This is a genomic window from Chryseobacterium wanjuense (assembly GCF_900111495.1).
GTDB classification, from domain to species: Bacteria; Bacteroidota; Bacteroidia; order Flavobacteriales; family Weeksellaceae; genus Chryseobacterium; species Chryseobacterium wanjuense.
This window is the reverse complement of record NZ_FOIU01000001.1, coordinates 373,729-400,437: the sequence shown is the minus strand read 5'-3', so window position 1 is coordinate 400,437 and position 26,709 is coordinate 373,729. Positions and strand designations below refer to the sequence as shown.

The 26,709-nt window shown below is 35.5% G+C and carries 21 protein-coding genes and 1 pseudogene; 9 read left to right on the top strand and 13 right to left on the bottom strand.

Going from position 1 to position 26,709, the window contains the following annotated elements:
- The first annotated feature begins 35 nt into the window (after positions 1 to 35).
- The gene (locus BMX24_RS01790; protein ID WP_089792682.1) at positions 36 to 2,855 is read left to right on the top strand and encodes a GH92 family glycosyl hydrolase; all 2,820 of its coding nucleotides are present in this window, start codon (positions 36 to 38) and stop codon (positions 2,853 to 2,855) included.
- 403 nt (positions 2,856 to 3,258) lie between these two features.
- Here BMX24_RS01790 and BMX24_RS01785 read toward each other — a convergent pair whose 3' ends face one another.
- On the bottom strand, positions 3,259 to 4,509 hold the full coding sequence (locus tag BMX24_RS01785; protein ID WP_089790372.1) for a dicarboxylate/amino acid:cation symporter: 1,251 nt from the start codon (positions 4,507 to 4,509) through the stop codon (positions 3,259 to 3,261).
- A 223-nt stretch (positions 4,510 to 4,732) separates the two neighbouring features.
- Between BMX24_RS01785 and BMX24_RS01780 the strand changes: the two genes are divergently transcribed.
- From BMX24_RS01780 to BMX24_RS01765, 4 genes are all read left to right on the top strand, one after another.
- A complete protein-coding gene (locus tag BMX24_RS01780; protein WP_089790371.1) occupies positions 4,733 to 5,224 on the top strand; it encodes a BON domain-containing protein in 492 nt (163 codons plus the stop codon).
- 6 nt (positions 5,225 to 5,230) lie between these two features.
- Positions 5,231 to 5,650, top strand: a complete 420-nt coding sequence (locus BMX24_RS01775; protein WP_089790370.1) for an SH3 domain-containing protein — start codon at positions 5,231 to 5,233, stop codon at positions 5,648 to 5,650.
- Between the two features lie 90 nt (positions 5,651 to 5,740).
- Entirely contained in the window at positions 5,741 to 8,461 is a 2,721-nt protein-coding gene (locus BMX24_RS01770; protein WP_089790369.1) for a TonB-dependent receptor, read from the top strand.
- Positions 8,462 to 8,678: 217 nt separating this feature from the next.
- Complete coding sequence (locus BMX24_RS01765) at positions 8,679 to 10,541, top strand: CocE/NonD family hydrolase (protein WP_089790368.1); 1,863 nt, start codon at positions 8,679 to 8,681, stop codon at positions 10,539 to 10,541.
- Positions 10,542 to 10,770: 229 nt separating this feature from the next.
- On the opposite strand, the gene BMX24_RS01760 is transcribed toward BMX24_RS01765, so the two are convergent.
- From BMX24_RS01760 to speB, 3 genes are all read right to left on the bottom strand, one after another.
- Positions 10,771 to 11,382, bottom strand: a complete 612-nt coding sequence (locus BMX24_RS01760; protein WP_089792680.1) for an alpha-ketoglutarate-dependent dioxygenase AlkB family protein — start codon at positions 11,380 to 11,382, stop codon at positions 10,771 to 10,773.
- A 259-nt stretch (positions 11,383 to 11,641) separates the two neighbouring features.
- Positions 11,642 to 12,502 carry a bifunctional helix-turn-helix domain-containing protein/methylated-DNA--[protein]-cysteine S-methyltransferase gene (locus BMX24_RS01755; RefSeq protein ID WP_089790367.1) on the bottom strand — a complete coding sequence of 287 codons (861 nt, stop codon included), beginning with the start codon at positions 12,500 to 12,502 and terminating at the stop codon, positions 11,642 to 11,644.
- 68 nt (positions 12,503 to 12,570) lie between these two features.
- A complete protein-coding gene (gene speB / locus BMX24_RS01750) occupies positions 12,571 to 13,428 on the bottom strand; it encodes an agmatinase (RefSeq protein WP_089790366.1) in 858 nt (285 codons plus the stop codon).
- A gap of 237 nt (positions 13,429 to 13,665) precedes the next feature.
- Here speB and BMX24_RS01745 point away from each other — a divergent pair, with 237 nt between their 5' ends.
- Positions 13,666 to 14,325: an HAD family hydrolase gene (locus BMX24_RS01745; RefSeq protein ID WP_089790365.1), complete on the top strand. Its 660-nt coding sequence runs from the start codon at positions 13,666 to 13,668 to the stop codon at positions 14,323 to 14,325.
- 146 nt (positions 14,326 to 14,471) lie between these two features.
- On the opposite strand, the gene BMX24_RS01740 is transcribed toward BMX24_RS01745, so the two are convergent.
- From BMX24_RS01740 to BMX24_RS01720, 5 genes are all read right to left on the bottom strand, one after another.
- The gene (locus BMX24_RS01740; protein WP_089790364.1) at positions 14,472 to 15,866 is read right to left on the bottom strand and encodes a type III PLP-dependent enzyme domain-containing protein; all 1,395 of its coding nucleotides are present in this window, start codon (positions 15,864 to 15,866) and stop codon (positions 14,472 to 14,474) included.
- Positions 15,867 to 15,977: 111 nt separating this feature from the next.
- A complete protein-coding gene (locus BMX24_RS01735; protein WP_089790363.1) occupies positions 15,978 to 16,853 on the bottom strand; it encodes a tyrosine-protein phosphatase in 876 nt (291 codons plus the stop codon).
- Positions 16,854 to 17,062: 209 nt separating this feature from the next.
- Positions 17,063 to 17,692, bottom strand: coding sequence for a thiamine diphosphokinase (locus tag BMX24_RS01730; protein WP_089790362.1), 630 nt, complete (start codon positions 17,690 to 17,692; stop codon positions 17,063 to 17,065).
- Positions 17,682 to 18,251, bottom strand: coding sequence for a cob(I)yrinic acid a,c-diamide adenosyltransferase (locus BMX24_RS01725; protein ID WP_089790361.1), 570 nt, complete (start codon positions 18,249 to 18,251; stop codon positions 17,682 to 17,684). Before BMX24_RS01725 ends, BMX24_RS01730 begins: the two co-directional genes overlap by 11 nt.
- 122 nt (positions 18,252 to 18,373) lie before the next feature.
- On the bottom strand, positions 18,374 to 19,135 hold the full coding sequence (locus BMX24_RS01720; RefSeq protein WP_089790360.1) for a hypothetical protein: 762 nt from the start codon (positions 19,133 to 19,135) through the stop codon (positions 18,374 to 18,376).
- A 550-nt stretch (positions 19,136 to 19,685) separates the two neighbouring features.
- Here BMX24_RS01720 and BMX24_RS01710 point away from each other — a divergent pair.
- Positions 19,686 to 20,177, top strand: a complete 492-nt coding sequence (locus BMX24_RS01710; protein WP_089790358.1) for a DinB family protein — start codon at positions 19,686 to 19,688, stop codon at positions 20,175 to 20,177.
- A 217-nt stretch (positions 20,178 to 20,394) separates the two neighbouring features.
- On the opposite strand, the gene BMX24_RS01705 is transcribed toward BMX24_RS01710, so the two are convergent.
- The 3 genes and pseudogenes from BMX24_RS01705 to lptB all read right to left on the bottom strand — a co-directional run.
- Positions 20,395 to 21,348, bottom strand: coding sequence for a helix-turn-helix transcriptional regulator (locus tag BMX24_RS01705; RefSeq protein ID WP_089790357.1), 954 nt, complete (start codon positions 21,346 to 21,348; stop codon positions 20,395 to 20,397).
- Between the two features lie 107 nt (positions 21,349 to 21,455).
- Positions 21,456 to 23,183 (bottom strand): ABC transporter ATP-binding protein, encoded by a 1,728-nt coding sequence (locus BMX24_RS01700; protein ID WP_089792678.1) that lies wholly within the window; start codon positions 23,181 to 23,183, stop codon positions 21,456 to 21,458.
- Between the two features lie 509 nt (positions 23,184 to 23,692).
- Positions 23,693 to 24,418 (bottom strand): annotated as a pseudogene (lptB, locus tag BMX24_RS01695) (LPS export ABC transporter ATP-binding protein); the annotation flags it as partial.
- A 99-nt stretch (positions 24,419 to 24,517) separates the two neighbouring features.
- On the opposite strand from lptB, the gene BMX24_RS21410 reads away from it, so the two are divergent.
- Together BMX24_RS21410 and BMX24_RS01690 are read left to right on the top strand one after the other, a co-directional pair.
- Positions 24,518 to 24,640 carry a TM2 domain-containing protein gene (locus tag BMX24_RS21410; RefSeq protein WP_262485631.1) on the top strand — a complete coding sequence of 41 codons (123 nt, stop codon included), beginning with the start codon at positions 24,518 to 24,520 and terminating at the stop codon, positions 24,638 to 24,640.
- A 73-nt stretch (positions 24,641 to 24,713) separates the two neighbouring features.
- A complete protein-coding gene (locus BMX24_RS01690; RefSeq protein WP_089790355.1) occupies positions 24,714 to 25,442 on the top strand; it encodes a hypothetical protein in 729 nt (242 codons plus the stop codon).
- A gap of 190 nt (positions 25,443 to 25,632) precedes the next feature.
- Here the strand turns inward: BMX24_RS01690 and hemB are convergent, their stop codons facing one another.
- Positions 25,633 to 26,622, bottom strand: coding sequence for a porphobilinogen synthase (hemB, locus tag BMX24_RS01685; RefSeq protein ID WP_089790354.1), 990 nt, complete (start codon positions 26,620 to 26,622; stop codon positions 25,633 to 25,635).
- Positions 26,623 to 26,709: the final 87 nt, after the last annotated feature.

The following is a 26,709-nucleotide window of genomic DNA, read 5'->3' as shown; positions in this document are numbered from 1 at the left end:
TGTAGTACTTTAGGGGGATTTTAATTTTTTATATGATGAAAAAAATATTGGTCCTTCTTTTAGGAATTATTGCTCATAATTTATTTTCACAGAATTATTCGCAATATGTAAATCCTTTTATTGGAACCGGCGGTCACGGACACACATTTCCGGGCGCTATTGTTCCTTTCGGAATGGTACAGCTTTCACCGGACACAAGAATCGATGGAAGTTGGGATGGCTGCAGCGGCTATCATTATTCAGATTCGGTGATTTACGGTTTTTCTCATACCCACCTCAACGGAACGGGTGTTTCAGATTACGGGGATATTATGCTGATGCCTACAATGGGCAATCCAAGCTTGGATAATAAAGAATATTCATCAAAATTTTCGCATAAAAATGAAAAAGCTTCGGCAGGTTTTTATTCCGTAAAATTAGATAAAAATAATATCGACGTTCGTCTGACCACGACAAAAAGAGTCGGCTATCACGAATATACTTTTAATAATGCCGGAAATGCAAACATTATTTTAGACTTAAACCACAGAGATAAATTGCTGGAAGGTGAAGTAAGAATTATTGATGATAAAACCATCGAAGTTTTTCGTAGAAGTGAAGCCTGGGCAACCAATCAATATATTTACGCAAGAATTGAGTTTTCAAAACCAATGCTTGAATCAAAAGTACAACAAGAGAGTGAACCACTAAGAGGTACTACACAACCAGGGAATTTTTATCATGGAACTCAAGTAAAAATTGCTTTTTCCAATAAAGTTAAAAAAGGAGAAAAAATTCTTGTAAAAGTTTCAATTTCTCCGACAGGATACGAAGGTGCCGGAAAAAATATGCTGGCTGAAGGTAAGTCTAATGATTTTGAAGCCATCAGAAAACAGGCTGTTGCAGATTGGGACAAAGAATTATCAAAAATTGAAGTTAAATCTTCCGATAAAGATAAACTGACAGTTTTCTACACTGCAATGTATCACGTTTTCACGCAACCGAACATCAATATGGATGTTGACGGCAAGTACAGAGGTCGTGACAATAAATTTTACATGGCTAAAGATTTCGGTTATTACTCGGTTTTCTCACTTTGGGATACTTTCAGGGGAGCACATCCTTTGATGAGCTTAATTGACAGAAAAAGAACCGCCGATTTCATTAATACTTTCATTAAACAATACGAACAAGGCGGAAAATTGCCGGTTTGGGAACTCGCTTCCAACGAAACTGAATGTATGATCGGCTACCATGCAGTTTCTGTCATTGCAGATGCGATGGCAAAAGGAATCACCGGTTTTGATTATGAAAAAGCTTTTGAAGCATCGAAAAACTCTGCCATGTTGGATATTTTCGGTTTAAATGCTTACAAACAAAATAATTATATCGCTATTGATGACGAGCACGAAAGTGTTTCAAAAACAGTAGAATATGCTTACGACGACTGGTGTATCGCTCAGATGGCTAAAATTTTAGGCAAGAAAGAAGATTATCAGTATTTCATGAAGCGTTCACAGAACTGGAAAAATCTTTACAATCCAAAGAACGGCTTCATGCAGCCAAGAAAAAACGGAAACTGGTATGAACCTTTTGAGCCGAGAGAAGTTAACAACAATTACACAGAAGGAAATTCGTGGCATTACTCCTACTCTGTTCAGCAGGATATTCCGGGGCTGATTGCAGCTCATGGCGGAAAAGAAAAATTTGAACAGTTTATCGATGCTATTTTTGCCGCTCCGGACAAAACTACAGGTAGAGAACAGGTGGATATCACCGGTTTGATCGGGCAATACGCTCAGGGAAATGAGCCGAGCCACCATATTGTTTATTTATACAATTATGTTGACAAACCTGAAAAAACCAACGCCAAAATCAAGTACATCCTTGATAATGATTACAAAAACGCTCCAGACGGACTGATCGGAAATGAAGACTGTGGGCAAATGAGTGCTTGGTATATTTTAAGCTCCATGGGAATTTATTCTGTAACTCCGGGACTTCCTGAATGGCAGACGACCACTCCTTATTTTGATGAAATTAAAATTCACCTGGAAGACGGAACGACAAGAACCATCACTAAAAATACAGGAAAAGCCGAGCTTAGAAAGTTAGGTTTTGAAAATGTAAAGGAATTTAAAGATTATAAATACGAAGAATTAACAGCCACTCCGGTGATTGCTGCCGACAGAATATTTGATTTAAATACCAAAGTGACGATCACTCCTTTGAATCCAAATGATAAAATTTATTATATGACGTTGGATGAAGGGGATGCTAATGTGAGAAAGACCTTCACGGCTTATAAAGGGCCATTCACCATTACAAAAACAACTCAGGTTTCTGCGTATGCTGAAAGAAATGGTGAGAAAAGTTCCATTGTAACAGCCAACTTCAACAGAAGACCGAATAATTGGGCAATAACAGTTAATTCAACAGCAAATCCTCAATATACAGCCGGTGGAAATCTTGCTTTAATTGATGGAATCAACGGAAACATAAACTGGAGAAAAGGTGAATGGCTGGGATATCAGGGACAAAATTTTGAAGCCATTATTGATATGAAATCGCCGCAACAGATCACTAAATTGTCTTCAACATATCTTCAGGACAGCAAAGCATGGGTTTTAATGCCTAAAAAAGTAGAATATTATGCCTCCAACAACGGAAAAGATTATATCCTTCTAAAAACAGTCGACAACACGGTCGATCCGAAAGATGAAACCATACAGATCAAAGATTTTTCTGCTGATATTTTACCGACGGAAGCACGTTATGTAAAAGTAAAAGCTTATTTCTTCGGAAAACTTCCGGAATGGCATCTGGGAGCGGGCGGTGACGCTTACATCTTTGTTGATGAGATTTCTATTAAATAATTTTATTTTAATTGAATATAAAAACCCTTCGGAAATTTCGAAGGGTTTTGTTTTTATTGACTAATGCTTTATTAATTAATGCTTCGAGAACCTCCAGCATGACATCGCTAATGCTAACTGTTTTATTTTGATCTTGAGAAATATACAGAACAACTTGCCGTTGTCATGCTGACTCTCGAAGCATCTCCGTTATGATTTTGATCGCAAAGATTTTTTTTAAATGATTGAGAATATTTTTTCGTTCGCAAAGGCGTTTCACTCAGCAAATGATAACAATGCTTAATAAATTAAAATCAATAGCTAATAACTAGAAATCATGCTTAAAATAAATGGTCAATAATGAAGTTATTAAAAATTCACTATTGACCATTCACTAGCGCAAGCTAAATTGACGATTCAAATTTTACATCTTTCCGCCATGATTCTCCAACTGCCCTTCCCATTTCGAAACGGCTGAAGTTGCCAAAGCATTTCCAAGAACATTCGTCATACTTCTACCCATGTCGCAGAAATGGTCGATCGGTAAAATTAAAGCAATTCCTTCCGGCGGTATTCCGAACATGGAACACGTTGCCACGATAATTACCAAAGAAGCTCTCGGAACCCCGGCAATCCCTTTTGAAGTAAGCATTAATACCAAAAGCATGGTAATCTGCTGTCCGATTGACATTTCAATTCCGTAGATCTGAGCGATGAAAATTGATGCAAACGTCATGTACATCATACTTCCATCCAGATTGAAAGAATATCCTAATGGCAAAATAAAAGACACTACTCTGTTATTACATCCGAATCTTTCCAGCTCTTCCACCAATTTCGGGAACACTGCCTCTGAACTTGTCGTTGAAAAGGCGATCAGTAAAGGTTCTTTGATTCTTCTCAATAATTCGAAAAGTCGGTTCCCTAAAATTAAATATCCTACCAATAAAAGTACCAGCCAAAGAATGGCCAATGCAAAGAAGAAATCCCTTAAATATATTGCATAGACTTTAAAAATCTCAAAACCATTCGTAGCTACCACAGCTGCAATAGCTCCCAATACGCCAAACGGTGCAAACCACATGATATAGCCTACCATTTTTAAAATTCCGTGTGCGATAATATCAAATAATTTGATCACCGGTTGTGAATATTCTTCGCCTAAATTCGCCAAAGCGACCCCGAACATAATAGAAAAAACCACGATCTGCAGCACTTCATTCGTTGCAAAAGCTTCAAAAATACTTTTAGGAATTACGTGTTTTACAAAATCTTCCATAGAAAAACCTTTGCTGCTTTTCAGCAAGTCTTCGGCAGACGCTGCATCCTGAATCGGTAGTTTTGTTACGTGTCCCGGCTCAAGCCAGTTGACCAGTATTAATCCTATAAAAAGCGAGATTAAAGACGCAGAAATAAACCATAACATAGCCTTTGTTCCTACTCTTCCGATCATTTTGATGTCACTCATTTTTGCAATCCCGACTACCAGAGTGGTGAAAACAAGCGGCGCAATGATCATCTGTACCAAACGGATGAAAACAGTACCCAAGAGCTTAATATTTTTAGAAAAAGGTTCTGCACTTTCCGGATACTGTACATGTACAAATCCGCCGATTCCGACTCCTAAGATAAGCGCAATGACAATTGCTATAAACAGTTTATTTTGTCCTTTCATATAAATGTTTCAAGAATCGCAAATATAATATTTTTACAACAGACGCAGCATTCTATTTCTGTTTGAATTAATTTTATGTTAAATTAACAATACATTAAAATTAACAACCTGATTCCTATAATATTGCAAAAAAATTAAGCAACATTTATTTAATTTTTATTCTTTTGGTATAAATTTTATTATTACATTTGATTGTATTAACAACATTTAAAAATATACAACTATGAAAAAAACTATCGCAATGGCTGCATTGGCTGTAGCTGTATCTTTCGGGGCGATTTCTTGTAAAAAGAAAGTTTCTGATACCAATCTTCAAACTCAGGCTACAACCGTAGTGACATCTAACCCGAATGCTTCTGTGGAAGTAAAAGATGGTGTTGCTCACCTAAGCGGGACGTTCGAAAGCCAGGAGGCTAAAGACGCTATGATCAAACAATTAAAAGCTATTCATGGAGTAAAAGACGTAATGGATATGTCTACTGTAGCTCCTGCTGCACCAGCTGCTGCGCCGGTTGAAACTCAATCTGCCGTAGATCCTGCCGTGCAACAAAAAGTACAGGATGCCGTGAAGGATTTCCCTTCTGTAAAAGTAGAAGTGGTAAACGGCGAATTGACGCTTACAGGAAATGTTTCTGCTGCTGATGCTAGAAAAATCAAAGAATCTGTAGATGCTTTGAAAGTTGGAAAAGTAAATTATAACTACACTGTAAAATAATTCAAAATGAGTACATTACAAGATAAATATTCAAGCGTGGTTTCTGCTGCACAATCTGCAGGAATTTCTAATCTTCAGGTTCAGGAACAAGACGGAATCCTTTATGTTTCGGGACAAGCTTCCAATACGGCGGCTAAAGACGCAGTTTGGAATGCTTTAGGAGCAATCGATTCTACGTATTCTGCTTCAGACATCAACATCGATGTACAGGTGGCAGGCCTTGCTGCAGGAGCTTCTCTTACAGTGGCAACAGATGAATCAAACTTAAATATCAGACAAGAGCCTTCTACAGAGGCAGCTGTTGTGGGTAAAGCTTCAAAAGGATCTTCTGTAACGCTTATCGAGCAAACTTCCGACGACTGGTGGAAAGTAAAAACTGCCGATGGACAGGAAGGTTATGCTTATTCAAGATATTTGAAAGCTTAATTTTATTAAGATTAACATTATTTAAAATACAAGCATCCCGATCAGGGATGTTTTTTTATATTTTAGCGCGTTTAAAAAAAAGCATTTTTAATGAAGAAAATTTTATGGTTGCTATTCGTTTTTTTCAACTTTCTAATTCTGAATGGACAAAAATTCAGTATCAGTGGAAAAGTTGCTGACTTTGAAAAAAAACCTGTAGAAAATGCAACTGTTTATTTATTAAAACAAAAAGACTCTTCTGTCATTAATTATACTCCTACCAACAAAGAAGGAAAATTTTCATTAAAAATAAATGAACTCAACGAACCTTCCATTTTAAAAATCGATGCGGAGAAATTAATTCCTTATTCTAAAAAATTTGATAAAATAGATCAATCCATTACACTAGAAAATATTGAGCTTGATAAAAGCCAGGTTACCGATATTGAAGAAGTAAAAATTACTGTTTCTCCCATTAAAATCAAAAAAGATACGATTGAATTCAATGCCAATGCGATTAAAGTTCGCCCCGACAGCAATATCGAAGAATTATTAAAGAACATCAGCGGAGTCGAGATCGACAACGACGGAAAAATCACAATGAACGGAAAGGTAGTCGACCAAATCATGCTTAACGGCAAGCCTTTCTTCGACAAAGACGGAAAAATCGCGTTGAAAAATATTCCGGCGGATATCATTAAAAATATCCAGTTTACCACGACAAAAACCAAAGAAGAAGAACTGAGCGGGAAAACTCCGAAATCTGAAAATACAACAATTAATTTCACCATCGACGAAAAGAAAAACCAGGGATTTCTTTCCAGAATTACCGCGGGTTATGGTTCAGACAAACGTTATGAAGGGAACGGATTTTTGAGTTATTTTAAAAACAAAACCAAAATAAGTCTGGTGGCTTCATCCAACAACGTCAATTCACAGGGCGTCTCTTCTGATGACGGTTTTGACAGTATGGGAAAAAATTCCAGAAATACGGGAGGAAACAATATAAAAGGAATCCAGAAATCAACAACGATAGGCATCAATTACAGTGATAAACTCAGCAATGAAGTAGAACTTGATGCATTGGGAATGACCTGGACCAACAACAATCTTGAAACTGCATCTAAAGTTTCGAGAACCACTTTCCTTCCCGATTATGCATTAAAAACCAACTCGGAAAACCAGGCAGAAAACGAAAACGAGCAGTACAATTTCAACTCATCCGTGAAAATAAAACCGGATACTTTAAGCACTATTTATTTTTCGCCTTCCTTTTTACAATCAAAATCAACAAATTTCAGAACTTCAAAATCGGTAACGTACAGAGATAATGACCTTCTGAACACAAGCGAATCCACTAACAGTTCTCAATCTGAAAACAACTCCTTCAGCCCCAATCTTCATTATTCAAGAAGATTTAAAAAGAAAGGACGAACGTTGTATGCAAGCTTAAATACCTCAATTTCAGAAAATAAAAACAATAATCTTGTGAAATCCAAGACCTTATTTTTCGAAAACGGAATTGAAGATGAAGATAAAAAAGACATCCGCGATCAGCTGAGCAAAACCCTGAGGCAAAACAACAATTATTCTTTTAATGCGAAATATTCTGAACCCGTTTCAGATTCGGCGAATATAAGTTTTGGATTAAATTATAACGCAAAAAACGCACGAAATTCAAGAATCGTAAATGATTTTAATGAAAATACCGGACAATATTCAGACTACAATATAATATTATCAAACAGTTCAGAAGAAAAAAACAACCAGCTTTCACCGGGAATCACTTTTGAGCTCAACAAAAAGAAGATGAATATGTGGGCTTCCGTGAATGTCGATCTTACCGATTTGAAATACAATTCCATTTTCAACGGTCAGCACTATGAGCTGGATAGAAATTTTGCGCTTCCAGATTACAATACTGGTTTGCAATTCCGCCTTTCCCAGAATTCCAGACTGAGTATTTACAATTCGGCAAGTTTTACGATTCCTGCATCAGAGCGAATGATTCCGTATGTTGATGAGTCCAATCCTTTGATCACTTATAAAGGAAACCCCGACCTGAAAAATGCGTGGAGCAACAGGACGAGTTTTTATTTTAACAATTTTAATGTTCTGAAAAACATCAATTATAATATCAATTTTGGTTTTACCTATAACAACAATGACACGACCAATTTTTCTTATTATGACGAGTCCGGAAAACAATTTGTAACCTACACCAACATCAGCGGGAATAAAAGTGCGAATATCGGAGGCGGCTTCAGTAAAACGTTCAAATGGGGAGACAACAGATTGATTATTAATCCAAAAACAAGCTTAAATTACTCATACAATCGCGGATTCATAAACGGACAGCAATTTACAGGAAATTCTTACACCTTCACTCCGGGAATAAATCTCACTTATGACAAAAAGGATAAAATCATCATAAAACCTTCTTATAATGTAAATTATTCTTTTTCAAATTATGAAAATTACAGCATAGAAAGCATAAAAAATACATATCAGACTTTCAGACTTGAGTTGACAAATTATTACCTGAAAACCAATTTACTCTTCGCCAACGATTTTGAATATAACACAAGTTCGAACATTGCTCCCGGCTTCAAAAGAGATTTTTACTATTGGAATACCAGTGTAGGATATTCGTTTTACAACAAACAATTCACGGCAAAAGTGAAAGTTTATGATGTTTTAAACCAAAATCAAAGTGTGAAAAGAACCATCGCCGCATCTTATGTAGAAGACCGAGAAGACTTGATTCTGAAAAGATACGTTATGTTTTCTCTGACTATGAAGCTGAATAAGTTTGCGGGTAGGAAAATGTGATTTTTTAAACACAAATAGCACTAATTTTTTCACGAATTATCACAAATATTTATGCTCCCCTGGCTATAAATGATGTTTTAGATTCTTCCTTCGTCAGAATGACAAGCCCGACGTTGAAGCTTTATGGCTGATCATTTTTATATTTTAAAAAATTAATCTTGAAGCTCAGATTTAATTAAAATCATTTTTATGATTAAATTAGCGGCAAATTTCATGTATGAAGATTCACTTTTCAATTTTATTCATTGTCTTTTTCATTTTTGGAAATTCACAGAATAATCAGCAGCCAACCGATACTTTTGTAAAGGATAATTTCACAAAGAAAGAATTTTATATCCCGATGCGTGATGGGACAAAGCTTTTTACGATTGCTTACATTCCGAAAGATATTTCCAAGAAAAACAAGTACCCTTTTTTAATGCAGAGAACCTGCTACAGCATTGCTCCTTACGGTGAAAATGAGTACAGAACCAAGCTTGGGCCGAACCAGTATCTAATGAAAGACAAATATATTTTTGTATTTCAGGACGTTCGCGGAAGGTATATGAGTGAGGGCACTTTCACCAACATGACTCCACAAGTTGATCGTAAAACAAAAAAAGATGTGGACGAAAGCACAGATACTTATGACACGATCGATTGGCTTCTGAAAAACATTAAAGACAACAACGGAAAAGTAGGACAATACGGAACTTCATATCCCGGATTTTATACTGCTGCAGGTATCTTAGCGCAGCATCCGGCTTTGGTGGCATCTTCTCCACAAGCTCCGATTTCAGATTTCTGGAATGATGATTTTCTTCACAACGGAAGATTCATGCTGGGCTATTTCAGAACTTTCCCGGTTTTCGGGGTTCAGAAAACGAAACCTGAAAATAAAGCATGGTACACCGATTCTATGATTAAAACAACTTCAGAAGACGGTTTGAAATTCTACAGAGACATGGGAACATTGAAAGACGGTTATGAAAAATATTATAAGGATAACTTCTTTATGACGGAAATTATGAACCACCCCAATTACGATGAATATTGGCAAAAAAGAAGCCTTCTTCCTCATCTGAAAAACGTAAACCATGCGGTAATGACTGTCGGTGGCTGGTTTGATGCCGAAGATCTTTCAGGGCCATTAAATATTTATAAAACAATCGAAAAAACAAGTCCGAAAGCCAAAAACACCATCGTGATGGGACCTTTCTCACACGGAGCTTGGGCTCAGGAACAAGGAAAACATTTCCATAATCAGATTTATTTCGGTGACAGCATTGCAACGTATTACCAGAAAAATATTGAAACGAAATTTTTTAACCATTATTTAAAAGGGAATACAAAACAAGATGCCGGACTTCCGGAAGCCTTGATGTATGACACCGGAGCAAAACAATGGCGGGAATTTGCAACCTATCCTCCGAAAGAGGGACAAAAAGTGAATTTCTATTTATCCAACGGTACATTGAAAAACACCGCAGGACAGGGCTTTTCAGAATATTACAGCGACCCGGACAATCCGGTTTTAAGTTCTGATAACTTGAAAGATTTTAATGGTTTTACCCCTAAAAATTATATGTCGGAAGACCAAAGATTTGCAGAAGGCAGACCTGATGTTTTGACGTTTACAACAGATGTTTTGACCGAAGATATGACGTTTGCAGGAGAGATTATGGCGAAATTAAATATCGCTTCCACTTCTACAGATGCAGATTTTGCAGTAAAATTGATTGACATTTATCCTGAAGATTTTAAACCTGCTGAGAAAAAAGAAGGTGTCATTTATGGAAACTATCATCAGATGGTAAGAAGTGAAATTATGCCTGCAAGATTCAGAAATTCGAGAGAAAAAGCGGAAGCTCTGGTTCCGAATCAGAAAACGGCAGTGAATTTCAGATTGCAGGATGTTGTTCATACTTTTAAAAAAGGACATAAAATCCAGATACAGATTTCTTCAACTTGGTTTCCGCTATTTGCGATCAATCCACAGAAATTCTTAGACAATCCGAATTTTGCAACGAAAGAAGATTACACGAAGGCATTTATCAAGGTTTTTGATGACAGTGCGATTGAAATTGAAGTTTTGAAATAAATTTTAAAAGCTGTTCGGTTTGAACGGCTTTTTTTAATTTTCTCGCAGATTTAGCAGATATCGCAGATTTTTTATTATACTAAATGCTCAATCTGTGAGAAAATAACCATTTAGTTTGTCATCCTGAAAGGATCTCTATAATTTAATGCAAAAACACAGTCCAGATCCTTTCAGGATGACAAACTTAGTGTGAAACTATAAATATGACAAAAATATTCGTTTTGAAAAATCATTCCTCAATCGTTCTGAACGTCAGATTCACTCTAGGAGTTTTTACTTTTGTGGTCGGTGGAAGCCGATGCAGCCAATGATCTTGCGTTTTCCCTTTCATCACCAATAAACTTCCGTTTTCAAGGAATATTTCCACTTTTTCTTTGGTGGTTTTATGTTTAAATAAAAACTTTCTTTCTGCTCCGAAAGTCAGGGATGCAATGGCGCCGTGTTTTTTCAGATCCTTTTCGCCATCGCTGTGATAGGCCATTCCTTCGCTTCCGTCGTGATATAAATTCAGCAAACAGGAATTGTATGTTTCCCCTGTCACTTCCTCACATTTTTGTTTTAATTCCAACAATTCGGGAGTCCAGAATTTTGCATATTTGGTTCGTTTTGAATAGGTGTATTCAAATGGTTTTTCGCCAAACCACGCCACTTTTCTTTTGGTTAAAATCAATTTTCCGAAAATTATCGCTTCATCATTTTCCCAGGGAATCTGATTCAATAAATAATCATAATAAAAATCGGATTTTTGTTTGGAAAACACTTTTCCGTAATAGTGAACGGTTCCGTCGTTGGGAAGAATATTTAAAGGATAATCGGATATGTCTTCAAATAAGTTTAACATACAGTTTAAGGTTTTGTGTTTAATGTTCAGGGGGCTTGTCATTTCGTAGGAATCTCGATGCATTTATTAAAGATAAATTTTTAAAACAAAGCTTAAATTCATAATGAATGACAAACTTAATATCAATTTTTTAATCAAAATAAGTTTTGGCTAAAGCCAATGGCTTAGACGATTTGTAAAACGGACTAAAGTCCGTTCCTATTGATACCAATTCATATGGTAAAGGAATAAGTTCGGGTTTATTCTTGAAAAATTTGTGTCAATTTGTGTTTAAAGAATCAGAATAAACTCTGGAACTCTCCCAACCTACAATCAACTGTTTTCTCTCACTTCCCCATCGATAACCGCCAATATTTCCTGAAGACTGAATTACACGGTGACAAGGAATCAAAAATGCAACAGGATTGCTTCCAATTGCCGTACCAACAGCTCTTGATGCCTTAGAATGCCCAATTTTTTCGGCTAAATTTCCGTAGGTTGATAATTTTCCCATCGGAATAGTGAGCAGACTTTCCCAGACTTTCAATTGAAAATCGGTGCCTTTTAAATGGAGCTTAATGGTATTTAATTTCGTCCAGTCTTTATTAAAAATGGACAGTGCATTGATCTGAAATTCGTCTTGTTTCTCAAAAAAAGAAGCATTAGGAAATTTAAAAATTAAATCTCCCAATGCTTTATTTGTATCGTTTTCAAAAGCCATATAACAGATTCCTTTTTCTGTGGAAGCTGTAATTACTTTTCCAAAAGGACTTTCGGAAAAACTGTAATTGATGTTGAGACTTTTTCCTCCGTTTTTATATTCTGCAGGAGACATTCCTTCGATTTTTACAAAAAGATCGTGTAATCTGCTTGTACTCGACAATCCTGTCTCAAATGTTGCATCAAATAAGCTTGCTTTTTCTTCCTTTAATAAACTTTTGGCATGTTCAAGACTGATGAACTGCAAAAACTTTTTCGGACTCGTTCCTGCCCAATCAGAAAACAGTTTCTGAAAATGAGTAGGACTTAAGTTAATTTTCTCTGCCACTTCCTCCAAACTTGGCTGAAGCCTGAAATTGCTCCGGATATACTCTATCGCTTTTGCAATTCTGTTATAATCTATCTGACTTTGTGTGGACATATCATTTTGTTTTACCTCACAAATTTCCAAAGAAAATACGGCAGAAAAAATCCGATTCTTGTGGAATTTTAGTTGTTGTTATAAAGATGATAGTAAGCAAGCATTTTGTAATATAACTTCGCTGCAAGGAATGCGCTTGGTTTTGCCATCGGAGAATCCATTAATTCTACAATATCAAATGCTACAACGTTACATTTTTCGAATACTCTTCTTAATAGTTCCAACGTTGGATACCATTGTAATCCGCCCGGTTCAGGAGTTCCCGTTGACGGGGCAATTGAAGGATCAAAAGCATCAAGGTCAATCGTGATATAAACATTTCCTGAAACTTTTTCCAATACATCATTTACCCAGTTTTCGTTGTTGGCAATTTCGTGAGCGAAAAATACTCTTCCTTCCGGCAGATATTCAGCTTCTTCGATATCCATAGAACGGATTCCCACTTGTACCAGATTATGCTTCTGGTTCGCCTCAAAAACCGCACAAGCGTGATTAGAAGTAGAACCATGGAATTCCGGGCGCAGGTCTGTGTGAGCATCCAATTGAAGAACCGTTAAATTCTCGAATTTTTCACCCACCGCACGAATCGAACCGATAGAAACAGAATGCTCTCCTCCGAAAAGGGTAAATAATTTACCATCATTGTTCAACAATTCTTTTGTTTTTTGGTAAACCGCTTCTGTCATCGCTTCCGGAGTAGAATTTTCAGAAATTTCTCCTGCCAGATAAACACCTTCAAGGTAAGGCTCAGTTTGAGTTTCGATGTCGTAAAGCTCCATATTTTCTGAAGCATTTAAGAATAATTCAGGACCTTTGTCTGCCCCTTTCCCCCAGGTTGAAGTTCCGTCGTAAGGAACCGTTACCAACATTACTTTTGAGTTCTCTAATGATGCATTTTCTTCAGGAATTCCTGCGTATGTTTTCATGTTTCTTTAAAAAATTAAATGATTTCGACAAAGATACAAAGAAGATAGGAAAAAGATGGAAGCTGAAGGACGGAAGCTGGAAGTTTTACAAAAATGCTGAAAAATTAAGCCAATGTTTTAAACTCCGATTATCTAAAATTCAGACATTTAATAAAATGAAGCGTTCCAAATTTAAACTTCCATCTTCCATCTCCAAGCTTCCAGCCAAATTTATTACCTTTGTGAAAAATTCAAAATATGCCTTTAAAAGCTGTTCTTTTCGATATGGATGGAGTGATTGTAGACACAGAACCATTGCACAGAAAAGCCTATTTTAAAACATTCAATGAACTGGAAATTGCGGTTTCCGAAGATTTATATACTTCTTTCACAGGTGCTTCTACGAAGAGAGTTTGTGAAACATTGATTTATGAATTTAATTTAAATCAGACCCACGAAGAAATAGCGAAAACCAAAAGAGATTATTTTAAGGATTATTTTTATAATGATGAAGAATTTGATTTAATTCCGGGAGTAAAAGAATTAATTCAGCATTATCATGAAAACGGAATCAAATTAATTCTGGCTTCATCCGCTACAATGACGACCATCAATATGGTTTTTGAAAAATTCGAACTGGAAAAATATTTCAGCGGAAAAATAAGCGGGGCAGATTTAAAAGAATCAAAACCTCATCCTGAAGTTTTCCTTTTGGCGGCAGAAATGGCAGGAGAACCCGTTGAAAACTGCATGGTGATTGAGGATTCTACAAACGGAATTTTAGCAGCACATCGAGCGAAAATTTTCTGTGCAGCGTATAGAAGTCCGCATTCTAAAAATCAGGATTATACATTGGCAGATACTGTGATTTCAGATTATGCTGACCTTGAATTAGATAAAGTTTCAAAATATTTTTAAATATAAAAAGCTCTCAGATTTTGAGAGCTTTTATTTTATTTTTTAAACATTAACTTCACTAATCTTTCACAAATGACATTATTTTGATTTTTTGTGAAAAAATTTGTGTTGTTTGTGTTTACTACTGTGTTATTTGTGTTTACTATCTATTTATAACCAAGAATTTTCAAAACATCTTCCGGTTCCTGTCTTTCACGGAAAATCTCATACTGCAATTCACCGTCTTCATCTTTCTGGATCAAAACGTGTCTTGGCTGAGGCATCAGACAGTGGTGAATTCCACCAAATCCACTGATTGTTTCCTGATACGCTCCCGTATGGAAAAATCCGATATACAAAGGTTTCGTATCGCTGAAAACCGGCAAATAAATAGCATTCGTATGCTGTTCAGAATTATAATAATCATCCGAATCGCAAGTTAAACCACCCAGGAAAACCCTTTCATAGGTATCTTCCCATCTGTTCAGCGGAAGCATGATAAAGTGTCTTGAAATCGCCCATGTATCAGGAAGTGTCGTCATGAAAGATGAATCGATCATATTCCATTTTTCCCTGTCGTTCTGACGTTTTTGAGAGATTATTTTATAAATATTTGCCCCACTTTCTCCAACGGTGAAGCTTCCGAATTCTGTATAAATATTCGGCTCTTCAACCCCTTCTTCTTCACAGAATTTTTTGATCTGAGAAACAATTTCCTCCACCATATATTGGTAATCGTAGTCGAAATTCAGAGAAGTTTTGATAGGGAAACCGCCACCAATATTCAATGAATCAACTTCAGGAGCGATTTTTTTCAAACGTGCGTACACACGAAGACATTTGTATAATTCGTTCCAGTAGTAAGCGGTATCTTTAATTCCGGTATTGATAAAAAAGTGAAGCATTTTCAGCCTTGCATTCGGATGTTCCGCAATTTTCTGGCTGTAATAGGGAATGATATCTTTATATCCGATCCCTAATCTGGAGGTATAAAATTCGAACTTCGGCTCTTCCTCAGAAGCGATTCTGATTCCGATGTCGAAAGTGCTGTCGATGCTTTCGGTAAGCTTATCCAATTCACGGTAGTTATCCAGAATTGGAGTGATATTTTCAAAACCATTGTTGATAAGATCTGAAATTTTCGCCAGATAATCGTCTGTTTTGAAACCGTTGCAGATCACTTCAATATTTTTATCTACTTTACCGTTTTCATAAAGAGATTTTACGATATCCATGTCATAAGCAGAAGAAGTTTCTATGGAAATATCATTTTTAAGAGCTTCTTCCAATACAAATTTGAAATGGCTTGATTTTGTACAGTAGCAATAGGTATAATTCTTCTTATATTCGGTTTTCTCAAAAGCTTCCCTAAACCAGCTTTTCGCTTTTTGGATATTTTGAGAAATTCTCGGCAGGTAGCTAATCTTTAGCGGAGTGCCAAACTTTTCAACAACTTCCATCAAAGGAATGTCGTGAAACAACAAATTGTTCTCAGAAACATTGAATTCTTCTGTTGGAAAATACAATGTCTGATCAATAAGTTCCGAGTATTTTATTTTCATTTCTAAACAAGTGAATTAAGAACTGCAAAATTGCTAAAAAAGTTTGGTTTTTTAACGTTAAAATTATTATAATTTTTCGCGCGTTCTTTAGTAAAAACTTCTCCCTGATTATCAATATGTAAACTTCTGAATGTATTCCTGTCGTTTATCCTCAGGAATTCCCAACACCTGTTGAATATATGCATCAACAGAACCATATTTTTTATTGATTTCACTAAAAGCAGCATCCAAATAATCACTTTCTACCCAGCTTAATTTTTCCAAGACTTTTACATCCATTTTGGGATAGAGAAAATGTAAATCAGTTGCCAGTTTCAGTCTTTTGTCAACAAGTTTTTTTCGGTAGTTATTTGATAAAAGATATTCGTTGTAAATCGTTTGTCTGTCAAATTTTAAAATTATTAAAATCAAAGCCGTAGTAATTCCTGTGCGGTCTTTTCCGGCTGTGCAATGATATAAAATGGGCTGATCTGATTCTAAAATTTCATTAATGATTTTCTTGATCATTTCAGGATTTTCCGTGACATAATCTTTGTAAAAATCTACCATTCTTTGGTCGGCATCGGAACCATTAACTTTCCCTTTTAAAACCATTTTTTTCGCCTGATCCAACTGGTCACCTTTATCCTCAAAAGCAGAATAATTTTTATAAACAATATCGCGCGGAAGATTATCCGGCTTTTTTGCAATTTCTTTTGAATTTCTGAGATCAATAATTTCTTTTATTCCTAAGCTTTCAAATTCGTGAAAAGATTTTTTCTTTAGTTTAAAAAGATGTCCACTTCTGTAAAATTTTCCTTGTTTTAAAGTTCGTCCATCAATATTTTTAATATTTTCTACCGTTCTGAAATTGTGAACTTTTTTAATTCTAATCTCTTTTTCCGTTTCATTTTTTCCGTATTCGGGTGTAGAAAAATGCTGCGTTTTACAGGAGTAAATGCTAAGGAAAGTAATGAGAAGAAATGACATTTTGATTAGATTTTTCATTTTTATTTCCCCACAGATTACACGGATTTTCACAGATGTTTGTTTTTTATATTTTATGTTTTGGCTAAAGCCAATTGATTGGTTACTAACTTCGAAAACGGGCTAAAGCCCGTTTCTATTGATTTTACAAATGTTCCGTTTATATTTTTAAATTTTCTGAAGTAAATTTGTGTCATCCGTGAAAAAATTCGTGCTATTCGTGTTTAAAATCACAAATAATCTCGTCCAATAAAAACCAGCAAATCCCCTTTTTCATATTCAATAGAAACCTCATCTTCCACAGCGAAGTTTCTGGTTCCGATTCTTGAGGTGATACTTAAATTTCCATTGGTCAAAGGCCAATTCAAACCTTTTGTTGTAATATTTTCAACTGATGGAAAGGGATACAAAGAAATCATTTTATCTTTTACATTTTTTACTGCAAAATTTTTCGGAACAAAATAATATTCGGAAAACTCATCATAAAACTTTATGTTTAATATATCCTTAAAACCAAAAGCTACCGTAAGATTCCCCAGAAAATGATCCTGCTCACCACCACTTCCGCCTAAAATATCAATATTTTTGAAACCTTTTTCTATAATAATTTCCAGTGCTTTATGGAAATCCGTTTTATCCTGATCCGGTGTATAGATGAATTTTTCATGATAAAGATTTTCATCCTTCCCCGAATGAGAATCAAAATCTCCGGAAATAAAATCTAATTTCTCTAACGGGAAATCCAGATTTTTCAGATAGTGAAAAGCACCGTCTGTACAGGCAATCAAGCCATATTTTTCGGGATTTGGGAAAGATTTCGGAGCATCTCCGTTGATGAAAAGTAAGGCTTTATCTTTCATTCGGATTCCAGTATTCTTCCGGTTCGTTGTTGATTTTGGAGATATATCTTGCCAAAACAAAAAGGTAATCTGAAAGTCGGTTCAAATATTTGATCAATTCCGGACGTACTTCTTCCGATTCGTTCAGGAAAACCAAAGAACGTTCTGCCCTTCTGCAAATCGTTCTTGCCGCATGTAAAAACGTTGCCGATTTTCCGCCGCCGGGAAGAATGAAAAATTGAAGTGGTTCTAATTTTTCCTCAAAAGCATCCATCCAGTTTTCCAGTTCTTCAATCTCAGTTTCGGAAATGATGAGTGGAAGACGGGATTTTCCGTTGGCCAACATCAGTTTATCCACCGGTGTTGCCGCTTCCGAGCCTACTGTAAATAAATCGAACTGTATTTTTTTCAGTTGCTGCAAAACTTCTTCATCTTCGATATGACTTTTTGCAATTCCGATGAATGAGTTTAATTCGTCTATATTTCCGTAGCTGTCGACTCTTGCACTCGCTTTTGAAACTCTCGTCCCGCCATACAAAGCCGTTTGACCTTTATCTCCTGTTTTTGTATAAATTTTCATAGTACTAAATTACTTTATTTTATACAATGTAAAAAGCAAAATGTATCGATAACTTCGATTGTGGTTAGAATTTTTTTTATTTATTTTCTGGAAAGACACTCATAAAATGTTCTAAACAAAGTTTATAAATTAGAATAAAACTTACAAATAATCTTGTCATTATATTTTTGTCTAAATATTTCTTTCTTTTTCTTTTTAGCTTTTATACAAATAAGCCTTTTATATATTTGAACGGCGCAAAAGACAAAAAAGCCTAGCGGTAATAAGAATATATATTCTATTAGTTCTTTTTCCGCAAAACCTTTAGACAAGCTTTCAACATAATTTATATAATTCCAGCTAGATTCCTTGTAAAAAAAATTTAATGCAACAAAAAATGAACAAAAAATTGCCAGTACAATATAAAAATACCCTCCCATCTGGTATTTAATAAAATCATTTTTTACTTTTTCATCAATCAATTTCTGCTCAACAACAGTTTTTTCTCTCATTGAAAGCTTATCTTTAATTTTTTCGTTCCTGATTTTTTGTAATTCTGAAATTGTTTCATGACATCCACTAAGAAAAGTATCAATATTATTTTTCTGAATTTTGTTTTTTAATGATAAATATTTTGACTGTACAAGATTAATATTTGATAATTCATCTTTGTGAACAGAAATATTAAAGTCCGGATCATTAGCAACTATTTCATGTATTTCTTTTTTATCAAGGAAATCATACTTATTCTTAATTTCATTAATGAGAGTATAAACAGTTACTTGCTTATTATTACTATCAACAAAAAAAGACTCTATAATCTTTTTGTGAACCGTGCTAGATTCAATTTTATAGTTTTTATCCACATATAACACTACTGCCAGTCGAAAAATATCAGTATTCATCGTATTTATATTTATTAAAATTCTCGGAGTGGTTGAAGTGGAAGCTTAATTTTTAAAATTTGTTATTTTTTACCATAACAGATGTTGTTAAATTTTTTTTTGAAAAACGAATGATAAAAAATTCAAACTTTTTTCAAAAGTATGTGATATATAATAATTTTAAAAGTATAAATGATTATTATGCTATTTTTTCAATTAAAAAACAAAAAAAACACTGCTTTTTGATTATTTTTTTCTACATAATACATTTTTATATTAAAAATTTACTAAATCAAATCTTGAAAAAACAGTATATAAGAAAAAAGTTTACGTCAAAAAAGACGGTGTTTTACCAAAAAAGAAGCATCAAAAAATGATCGATCTCAAAAGACCGACCACTTTCAAATTATTTATCTACCTAACAATGTCGTAAGTATAGTCTAGTAACGGAAAGCGGAACCAATTATTTTAAATTTTAAAAAATATTTTTCTGGTTGAAATTCCTACTGACAAACTGTTGTCACCACCTCGTTTTATCTTTGTATCAACAATAACAAACAATATTAAAATTATGACAACTACAGCAACCATCACAAAACAATTTATGACATCTGAACAATTATTAGAACACTGGCAAGGGCACAGAAACCTGACAAGAAGGGTAATCGAAGCTTTTCCGGAAAAAGAATTATTCGAATTTTCGGTAGGCGGAATGAGACCTTTTGCAAAACTTGCCGTTGAGCTGATCAGCATCGGAGGACCTGCTTTGAAAGGAATCGTGAACAAAAATATGGAAGCCTACAACGAAGAAGGTTTCAACCCGAAAACAAAAGAAGATATTTTGAAAAAATGGGATGAGGAAACTGAAACCATCAACCATTATTTTGCACAGATTTCGGAAGAACGTTTCCAGGAGACTTTTAATTTATTCGGACAGTACGAGTTTCCGGTTTATCAGAATATTTTGTATTTCGTGGATAATGAAATTCACCACCGCGGACAAGGATATGTCTATCTAAGAGCTTTGGGAATCGAGCCCCCTTTTTTCTGGGAGAGATTCTAGGATCTCTCATACCTCTGTTCAGACTAAGAGCATTGATTGACCTTAATATGAAAAATCAATCATAATGAAAGGCAAATTGCAGAATCGCGAAGCTTCAAACCAATCCATAACTTGTTTAGACCCCTTTTGCTTTTTTGCTTTGCCTTTTAAAAAATAAAAATCATCTCAAATTAAATTAATATTGCTAAGAACCTCAACAGACCTCATCTGTTGGGGTTTATTTGTGTTTTCCAGAGATTTTGATCAGTAAATCATTAAGTTTTGTCTGAAGAATTTCAGGCTCCAAAATGGTCGCATAATCTGCAAAAGTAATCAGCCAGCGCGGAAATCCGTCGTTGATCCATTCCGTTTCAAAGGTGAGTTCTACTCCGTTTTCCGTGTCCACTTCGTCGATTAATCCGTAATATTTTTTCGAATTAACCAGATGATTCATGATTTTTTTCTCTACCAAAAGCTTTACGGTGGTTTTATTTCCATTTCCGCTTTTCCTGTAATCATTGATTTGTCCGTACTCCTGTAAAAAAGGATTCTGCGTTTTGAAAATCTGTAAAATCCTATCGACCCTGAATTGTCTGAAATCATTCCTCAACGTACAAAAAGCCATGATATACCAATAATTAAATTCAAAAAAAACGCCGACGGCTTCGATGGTTCTCGTAGAAATTTTGGAATCCATGGTTTTGTATTCCATTGTCAGCTGCTTCTTTTCAGCAATACTTTCCAGGATAATCGGAATGACATTTTTTATATTATCTTCGGTTTTCGGGTGATAATTGTAAACATCAATCTGTTTTTCGATATTTTCAATTAAATTTTTATCTGAATATTTTAATACGGAACGCACCTTTTCCATGGCAGTCTGGTAATGATTTCCCAAACTTTGATGTAAAAATTTCTGCATCAATTTTTCTGCAGTAATGAAACTCAATACTTCTTCCTTCGTAAACATGACCGGTGGAAGTTTATAACCATCCATCAAAGAATATCCGCTTCCGGCCTCACCAACAATCGGAATTCCAGCATTTTCCAATGTTTTTACATCACGGTAAATCGTACGCACACTTACCTCAAATTTTTGCGCCAGATCCTGCGCCCGTACAATCGGTTTCGATTGCAGTTGAGTAAGAATGGCGGTGACTCGGTCGAGTTTTTTTAAATAATGATCGTTCATTTATTCGTTGAAGGTTGCTTGTTGATAGTTGCTTGTTTAATAAAATTGTTATATTGTTATATTGTTATATTGTTATATTGCTATACCGCTAAATTGCTACATTTTATTTAATTATCTTTAAAACTATTCACCAATTTATCCAAATTTAAACTCCTCGCCGAAGCATCAAAAATTTCCCTGTATGTTCCGTTGATTTGCACCAATTCATCGTGAGTTCCACTTTCTACAACTCTGCCTTTTTTCATCACATAAATTTTATCCGAATCCAAAATCTGCGACAGAGAATGTGAAATAATAATCACCGTTCTTCCTTCTTTTATCGCATCTAAAGAGTTTTTAATCTGCTCCGTAGCAATGGCGTCCAGACTGGCGGTCGGCTCATCCAGAAAAATAATCGGCGGATCTTTAAGGAACAATCTTGCAATGGCAATTCTCTGCTGCTGACCTCCCGAAAGCTGCGTAGCATCATGCTGATATTGATCCGGTAAATCTAAAATCTGCTCGTGGAGATAGGCTTTTTTGGCAGCTTCTTCAATTTCTGCAAAAGTTGCATTCATATTTCCGTAGCGGATATTGTCTTCGATGCTTCCCTGAAAAATGTGATTTTTTTGAAGCACCAAACCAAGATCATCGCGGAGAAAAGTATTATTAAAATCATTTAAATTAACATGGTCCAATACTATTTCACCGGAATCCGGAAGATAAAATTTACATAAAAGATTGATCACCGTTGATTTTCCCGCACCGCTCAGTCCTACCAAAGCCGTTGTTTTCCCGTTTTCAATGGTCATGGAAACATCGTGCAAAGCCTGCGTTCCGTTCGGATAGGTGAAGTTGATATTTTTTAATTCAAAATTTCCTTTGATGTCTTTTTCTACAAAATTTCCGTTGGGTTCTTTTTCATCGTCTGCATTTAAAATATCGAAATATCCTTCCGCATAAATCATCGCATCATTCATATCATCATAAATTCTGTGCAGCTGCCGAATCGGTGCCGAAACATTGTTGAAAAGCATGATGTGAAGCATGATTGCGCCGATTGTCATTTGCTGATCGAGTACCAGATAAACCGTCAATAAAATAATTAAAACAACACCAAACTGTTCGATAAAAGTTTTTAAGCCGTCATAAATAAAATTCGTTTTTCGGGTAAACATCTGGCTTTCCATCAACTGCATCTGCAAATCGTATTGCTTTTTTCCTTCAAATTTTTCACGGACAAAACTTTTTATTACCATTATCGAATTAATTAAATTCAACAATCCCGAAGTTTTCTGCTCCCGCTGATTTCTCAGCTGGCGACGGACTCCACTTAATTTTTTAGCCTGTAAAGAGCTGATATAAAAATAAATAGGAACAATAATCGTAGAAACGATCCCGACATATATATTTTGCAAATACATGATAATCAATGCAATAATTGCATTTGAAAACAACGGAAGCATATCAATGAAAAAATTCTGAACCAGTCTTGTCAGACTTTCAATCCCTCTGTCGATCCTGATCTGCAATTTTCCCGATTCGTGGTTTTCATCATTAAAATATGCCACTCTGTACGTTAAAATCTTATCAATGGCTGATTGTGCCAAGACAGAACTTACATTAATTCTAATTTTTTCGCCGTAAAATTTTTGTCCGAAATTGATGAAAATATTTAATAATTCTTTTCCTAACAAAATCACCGAAATCAGCACCAATACATGAATTCCTTCCGACATCGGATGTGGAAGAAGGGTCAGTTTCGTCACCTCATCTACGGTATATTTCAAAACCAATGGATTGACCTGTGCGGCAAGAGCTCCTAAAAACGTAAGGAACAACGTCCCGTAAATCATTAAACGATAAGGTCTTATAAATGGAACCAACTGTTTGTAAATCCCAAATAAAGTGACTGTTCTGTTAAAAGGTTTTGCCATAGGAATTATTTTAACTAAAAAACGTACCGTTTTACAAGAGAAAAAGGTACGTTTTATTATATTTTTCAGCAAATATTTGCTTTTAATTAATTTTATCCTTCGTAAAGATAAGTCGTAAGATAATGCAACTCTTGTTTGCTTGCTGCTTTAGACTCAGCTTCTGCCTGTTCTAGAGAATATTGTGAATTGATTTCCTTTTTCTGAAATATAAAAGAATTATTCGCATTTTTATCAACCACATCATTGAAAATATGTTCGATTTCAGAGTTTGCCAATGATGCAAAACTAATATCTTCAAAACCATGCATCAGTCTCAAATCATCAAACTGTGCAAAATTTTCATCTACAAAACCCTGAAAATGAGATTTTGAGTCGAAATTTCCTGCCCAGATATTGTACGCGTATTTTTTCTTTTTTGGCTTATCTAAAATACTCTGATACACGAAGTTATCACCTAGATACGCCTCTCTTACCTGTGGATCGTTCGCCAGATCTTCCGGAAGACCTTCTTTCAGAATTCGGCCCTCAAACATGATGTAGGTTTTATTGGTGATCGCTAAAGTCTGCTGAACGTTGTGATCGGTAATAAGAATTCCGATGTTTTTATCTACCAAGCTTCTGATGATTTTCTGGATATCTTCAACAGCAATCGGGTCTACTCCGGCAAAAGGCTCATCCAAAAGGATAAAGTTCGGGCTTGTTGCCAGACAGCGTGCAATTTCCGTTCTACGTCTTTCCCCTCCGGATAAAAGATCTCCTCTGTTTTTGCGGACGTGCTGTAATGAGAATTCTTCGATCAGTTCGTCACATTTGATCTGTTGTTCGCGTTTTGAAAGCTTTGTTAATTGTAAAACTCCCATAATATTTTCTTCCACGGAAAGTTTTCGGAAAACGGACGCTTCCTGAGCCAGATACCCGATACCTTTCTGAGCTCTGCGGTACATCGCATCGGTAGTGATCTCCTGTTTGTCCAGGAAAATTTTCCCTGAAGTAGGCTTAACCAAACCAACAATCATGTAAAACGAAGTGGTTTTTCCTGCTCCGTTCGGACCAAGCAAACCAACAATTTCTCCCTGCTGAACCTGTACAGAAACGCCTTTTACAACTTTTTTAGGACCGTATTCTTTGATTAAGTTTTCTCCGCGTAAAATCATAGAGGCAAAGATAAAGTTTTTTTGAATTCAATTTTTAGATTAAGGTTTGTGGGGAAAAGTTTTATGAAATTTTAATATCTTATTTAACTTCAGCTTGTTTTGAACGTCGTTACTTTCGGGGTGGCTTCTGTTATTCCGTTTATTGAAGGGATTTTATATCTGTTTATGAGCGATAAGCAATTTGATGACACCTATGTCTATGGTAAAAAAGGCTGGTTGTAAGATTTAATTTAATCTTTCATATTTTTGTATTATTTCCATAATTTTATCAATTCAATCAAATCTTAAAATTAATATGGAAAATAATCAGCAGCTGACCGAACTTTTAGCTCTAGACCTTGGAATAGATATTGCCAACCGAAGACCTTATGCAAAGGAAGTTTTCAAATGGCAGGATATGGATCTTCTGCCTCATTCTTCCACAGATACTCTTCTTTGCGAAATCTATGAATGGAACGGGAGAAACTGGAGAACGACCAATAACAATCTGATCGGTTATTTATTTTCGGGAGACCAGCTGAACATGGTTAAAAATCAATTAATAAATGTTCAGAAATTCCCTGCCCTTATTCCTGATTTTGAGTTTACAAAAGACAGCATGATCGAGTATGGACTTTCACTTCCTTCACTTTTCAATATCGGGGTGAATGGTGATATTAAAAATGCTAAAGATTTTTCGGTGAGAGTAAATGGTGTGACAAAATCCAGAATTACAAACATCGATTCGCCGGGAATTGAAATTTTGAGAAACTTTTCAGAGTTTACCCAAAACGAATCGAAAACGTACCGAAAAAATATTAAGTTTAATTTTTTAAGCACTTCCCTGTTCTATGCAGAAAGTGTAGAAATCAATCTGGAAAAAGAATCGGGAGTTGATCTGGAGGTAAGTTTTCAGACTCAGAATGTAGAGGTTCAGGCTAATGTAGACACTGATACAAAAAAGAATTTTATTTTGAAATATACCGGAAATCAGTCGCCTTTTGCCGCAAAATTTACGAAGGGAAAGGATTTTGATATTTCTTAAAATTTCTTCAAAAATCAATCAATAGAGGGGACTTTAGCCCGCTTTGTCGATTACACATTTTTAAAAGGCTTTAGCCAAACTTGTTTTTAAACCAAGCGATTATGGTTTATTTTAGGTTTTGGCTAAAGCCAATTGAATTTCTATTTTTTTATTAAACGGGATAAAGCCCGTTCCTATTGATGAAAAATTTCTATTTGTTTAAAAGAATCGCTGCTTCTTTCGCGAAATAGGTAAAAATCATATCTGCTCCGGCTCTTTTAAAGCAAGTTAAGCTCTCGATAATTGTTTTGTCATTATCCAGCCAGCCGTTTTGTGCAGCTGCTTTTACCATGGCATATTCTCCGCTCACGTTGTAAACTGCGATCGGAAGATCAATCGCTTCACGTACTTTGGAAACGATATCCAGATACGGAAGTCCCGGTTTGATCATGATGATATCGGCACCTTCTTCAATATCTTTGAAAACTTCATTTAATGCTTCCCGTGAATTGTGAAAATCCATCTGATATGTTTTTTTATCTTTCGGAATTTCCATATTGTCTTTCGGAGCACTGTCTAGAGCACTTCTGAAAGGTCCGTAAAAAGAACTTGCATATTTTGCCGCATAGCTCAAAATTCCGACATCCGTGAACCCGCTTTCTTCCAATGCCTCACGAATTACCTGAACCCTTCCATCCATCATATCACTTGGTGCCACAATGTCAGCCCCGGCTTCTGCATGAGATACAGACATTCTTGCCAAAGCATCGTTGGTGGCATCATTTACGATTTTTCCGTTTTCGATAATACCATCGTGACCGTAGATTGAATAAGGGTCTAAAGCAACATCAGGCATTACCACCATTTTCGGCACGGCATCTTTAATTGCCCTGATCGTATTCTGCATCAATCCGTTTTTGTTCCAGGCTTCTTTTCCTGTGTTATCTTTCAGATGTTCCGAAACTTTCATGTACAAATTGACAGATTTTACACCCAAAGAAAATAATTCCTTGCACTCCTTTACCGTCAGATCTATGCTTCTCCTGAAAATTCCCGGCATCGACGGGATCGGTTCCTGCTTGTTTTCGCCCTCCATTACGAAGATCGGCATTACAAAATCATTGGTTGTAAGGGTGCATTCTCTTACCATACTTCTTAGAGATTCGTTTACTCTCAGCCTTCTATTTCTTGAATGTATCATTTTTGGAATACTTTTTGAATAAAATTTAATACAAATTTACTACAAGTTCTACAAAAAACTATTGCAAGAGATTGTAGAATTTTTTAT

Excerpts from the sequence above, each read along its gene's own strand:
- BMX24_RS01775 (WP_089790370.1), top strand. The coding sequence starts at position 5,231 with ATGAGTACATTACAAGATAAATATTCAAGCGTGGTTTCTGCTGCACAA.
- BMX24_RS01765 (WP_089790368.1), top strand. The coding sequence starts at position 8,679 with ATGAAGATTCACTTTTCAATTTTATTCATTGTCTTTTTCATTTTTGGA.
- BMX24_RS01785 (WP_089790372.1), bottom strand. The coding sequence starts at position 4,509 with ATGAAAGGACAAAATAAACTGTTTATAGCAATTGTCATTGCGCTTATC.
- BMX24_RS01705 (WP_089790357.1), bottom strand. The coding sequence starts at position 21,348 with ATGAACGATCATTATTTAAAAAAACTCGACCGAGTCACCGCCATTCTT.
- BMX24_RS01755 (WP_089790367.1), bottom strand. The coding sequence starts at position 12,502 with ATGTCCACACAAAGTCAGATAGATTATAACAGAATTGCAAAAGCGATA.
- speB (WP_089790366.1), bottom strand. The coding sequence starts at position 13,428 with ATGAAAACATACGCAGGAATTCCTGAAGAAAATGCATCATTAGAGAAC.
- BMX24_RS01725 (WP_089790361.1), bottom strand. The coding sequence starts at position 18,251 with ATGAAAATTTATACAAAAACAGGAGATAAAGGTCAAACGGCTTTGTAT.
- BMX24_RS01735 (WP_089790363.1), bottom strand. The coding sequence starts at position 16,853 with ATGAAAAATCTAATCAAAATGTCATTTCTTCTCATTACTTTCCTTAGC.
- BMX24_RS01770 (WP_089790369.1), top strand. The coding sequence starts at position 5,741 with ATGAAGAAAATTTTATGGTTGCTATTCGTTTTTTTCAACTTTCTAATT.
- BMX24_RS01710 (WP_089790358.1), top strand. The coding sequence starts at position 19,686 with ATGACAACTACAGCAACCATCACAAAACAATTTATGACATCTGAACAA.
- hemB (WP_089790354.1), bottom strand. The coding sequence starts at position 26,622 with ATGATACATTCAAGAAATAGAAGGCTGAGAGTAAACGAATCTCTAAGA.
- BMX24_RS01730 (WP_089790362.1), bottom strand. The coding sequence starts at position 17,692 with ATGAAAGATAAAGCCTTACTTTTCATCAACGGAGATGCTCCGAAATCT.
- BMX24_RS01700 (WP_089792678.1), bottom strand. The coding sequence starts at position 23,183 with ATGATTTACGGGACGTTGTTCCTTACGTTTTTAGGAGCTCTTGCCGCA.
- BMX24_RS01720 (WP_089790360.1), bottom strand. The coding sequence starts at position 19,135 with ATGAATACTGATATTTTTCGACTGGCAGTAGTGTTATATGTGGATAAA.
- BMX24_RS01780 (WP_089790371.1), top strand. The coding sequence starts at position 4,733 with ATGAAAAAAACTATCGCAATGGCTGCATTGGCTGTAGCTGTATCTTTC.
- BMX24_RS01690 (WP_089790355.1), top strand. The coding sequence starts at position 24,714 with ATGGAAAATAATCAGCAGCTGACCGAACTTTTAGCTCTAGACCTTGGA.
- BMX24_RS01745 (WP_089790365.1), top strand. The coding sequence starts at position 13,666 with ATGCCTTTAAAAGCTGTTCTTTTCGATATGGATGGAGTGATTGTAGAC.
- BMX24_RS01740 (WP_089790364.1), bottom strand. The coding sequence starts at position 15,866 with ATGAAAATAAAATACTCGGAACTTATTGATCAGACATTGTATTTTCCA.
- BMX24_RS01760 (WP_089792680.1), bottom strand. The coding sequence starts at position 11,382 with ATGTTAAACTTATTTGAAGACATATCCGATTATCCTTTAAATATTCTT.
- BMX24_RS01790 (WP_089792682.1), top strand. The coding sequence starts at position 36 with ATGAAAAAAATATTGGTCCTTCTTTTAGGAATTATTGCTCATAATTTA.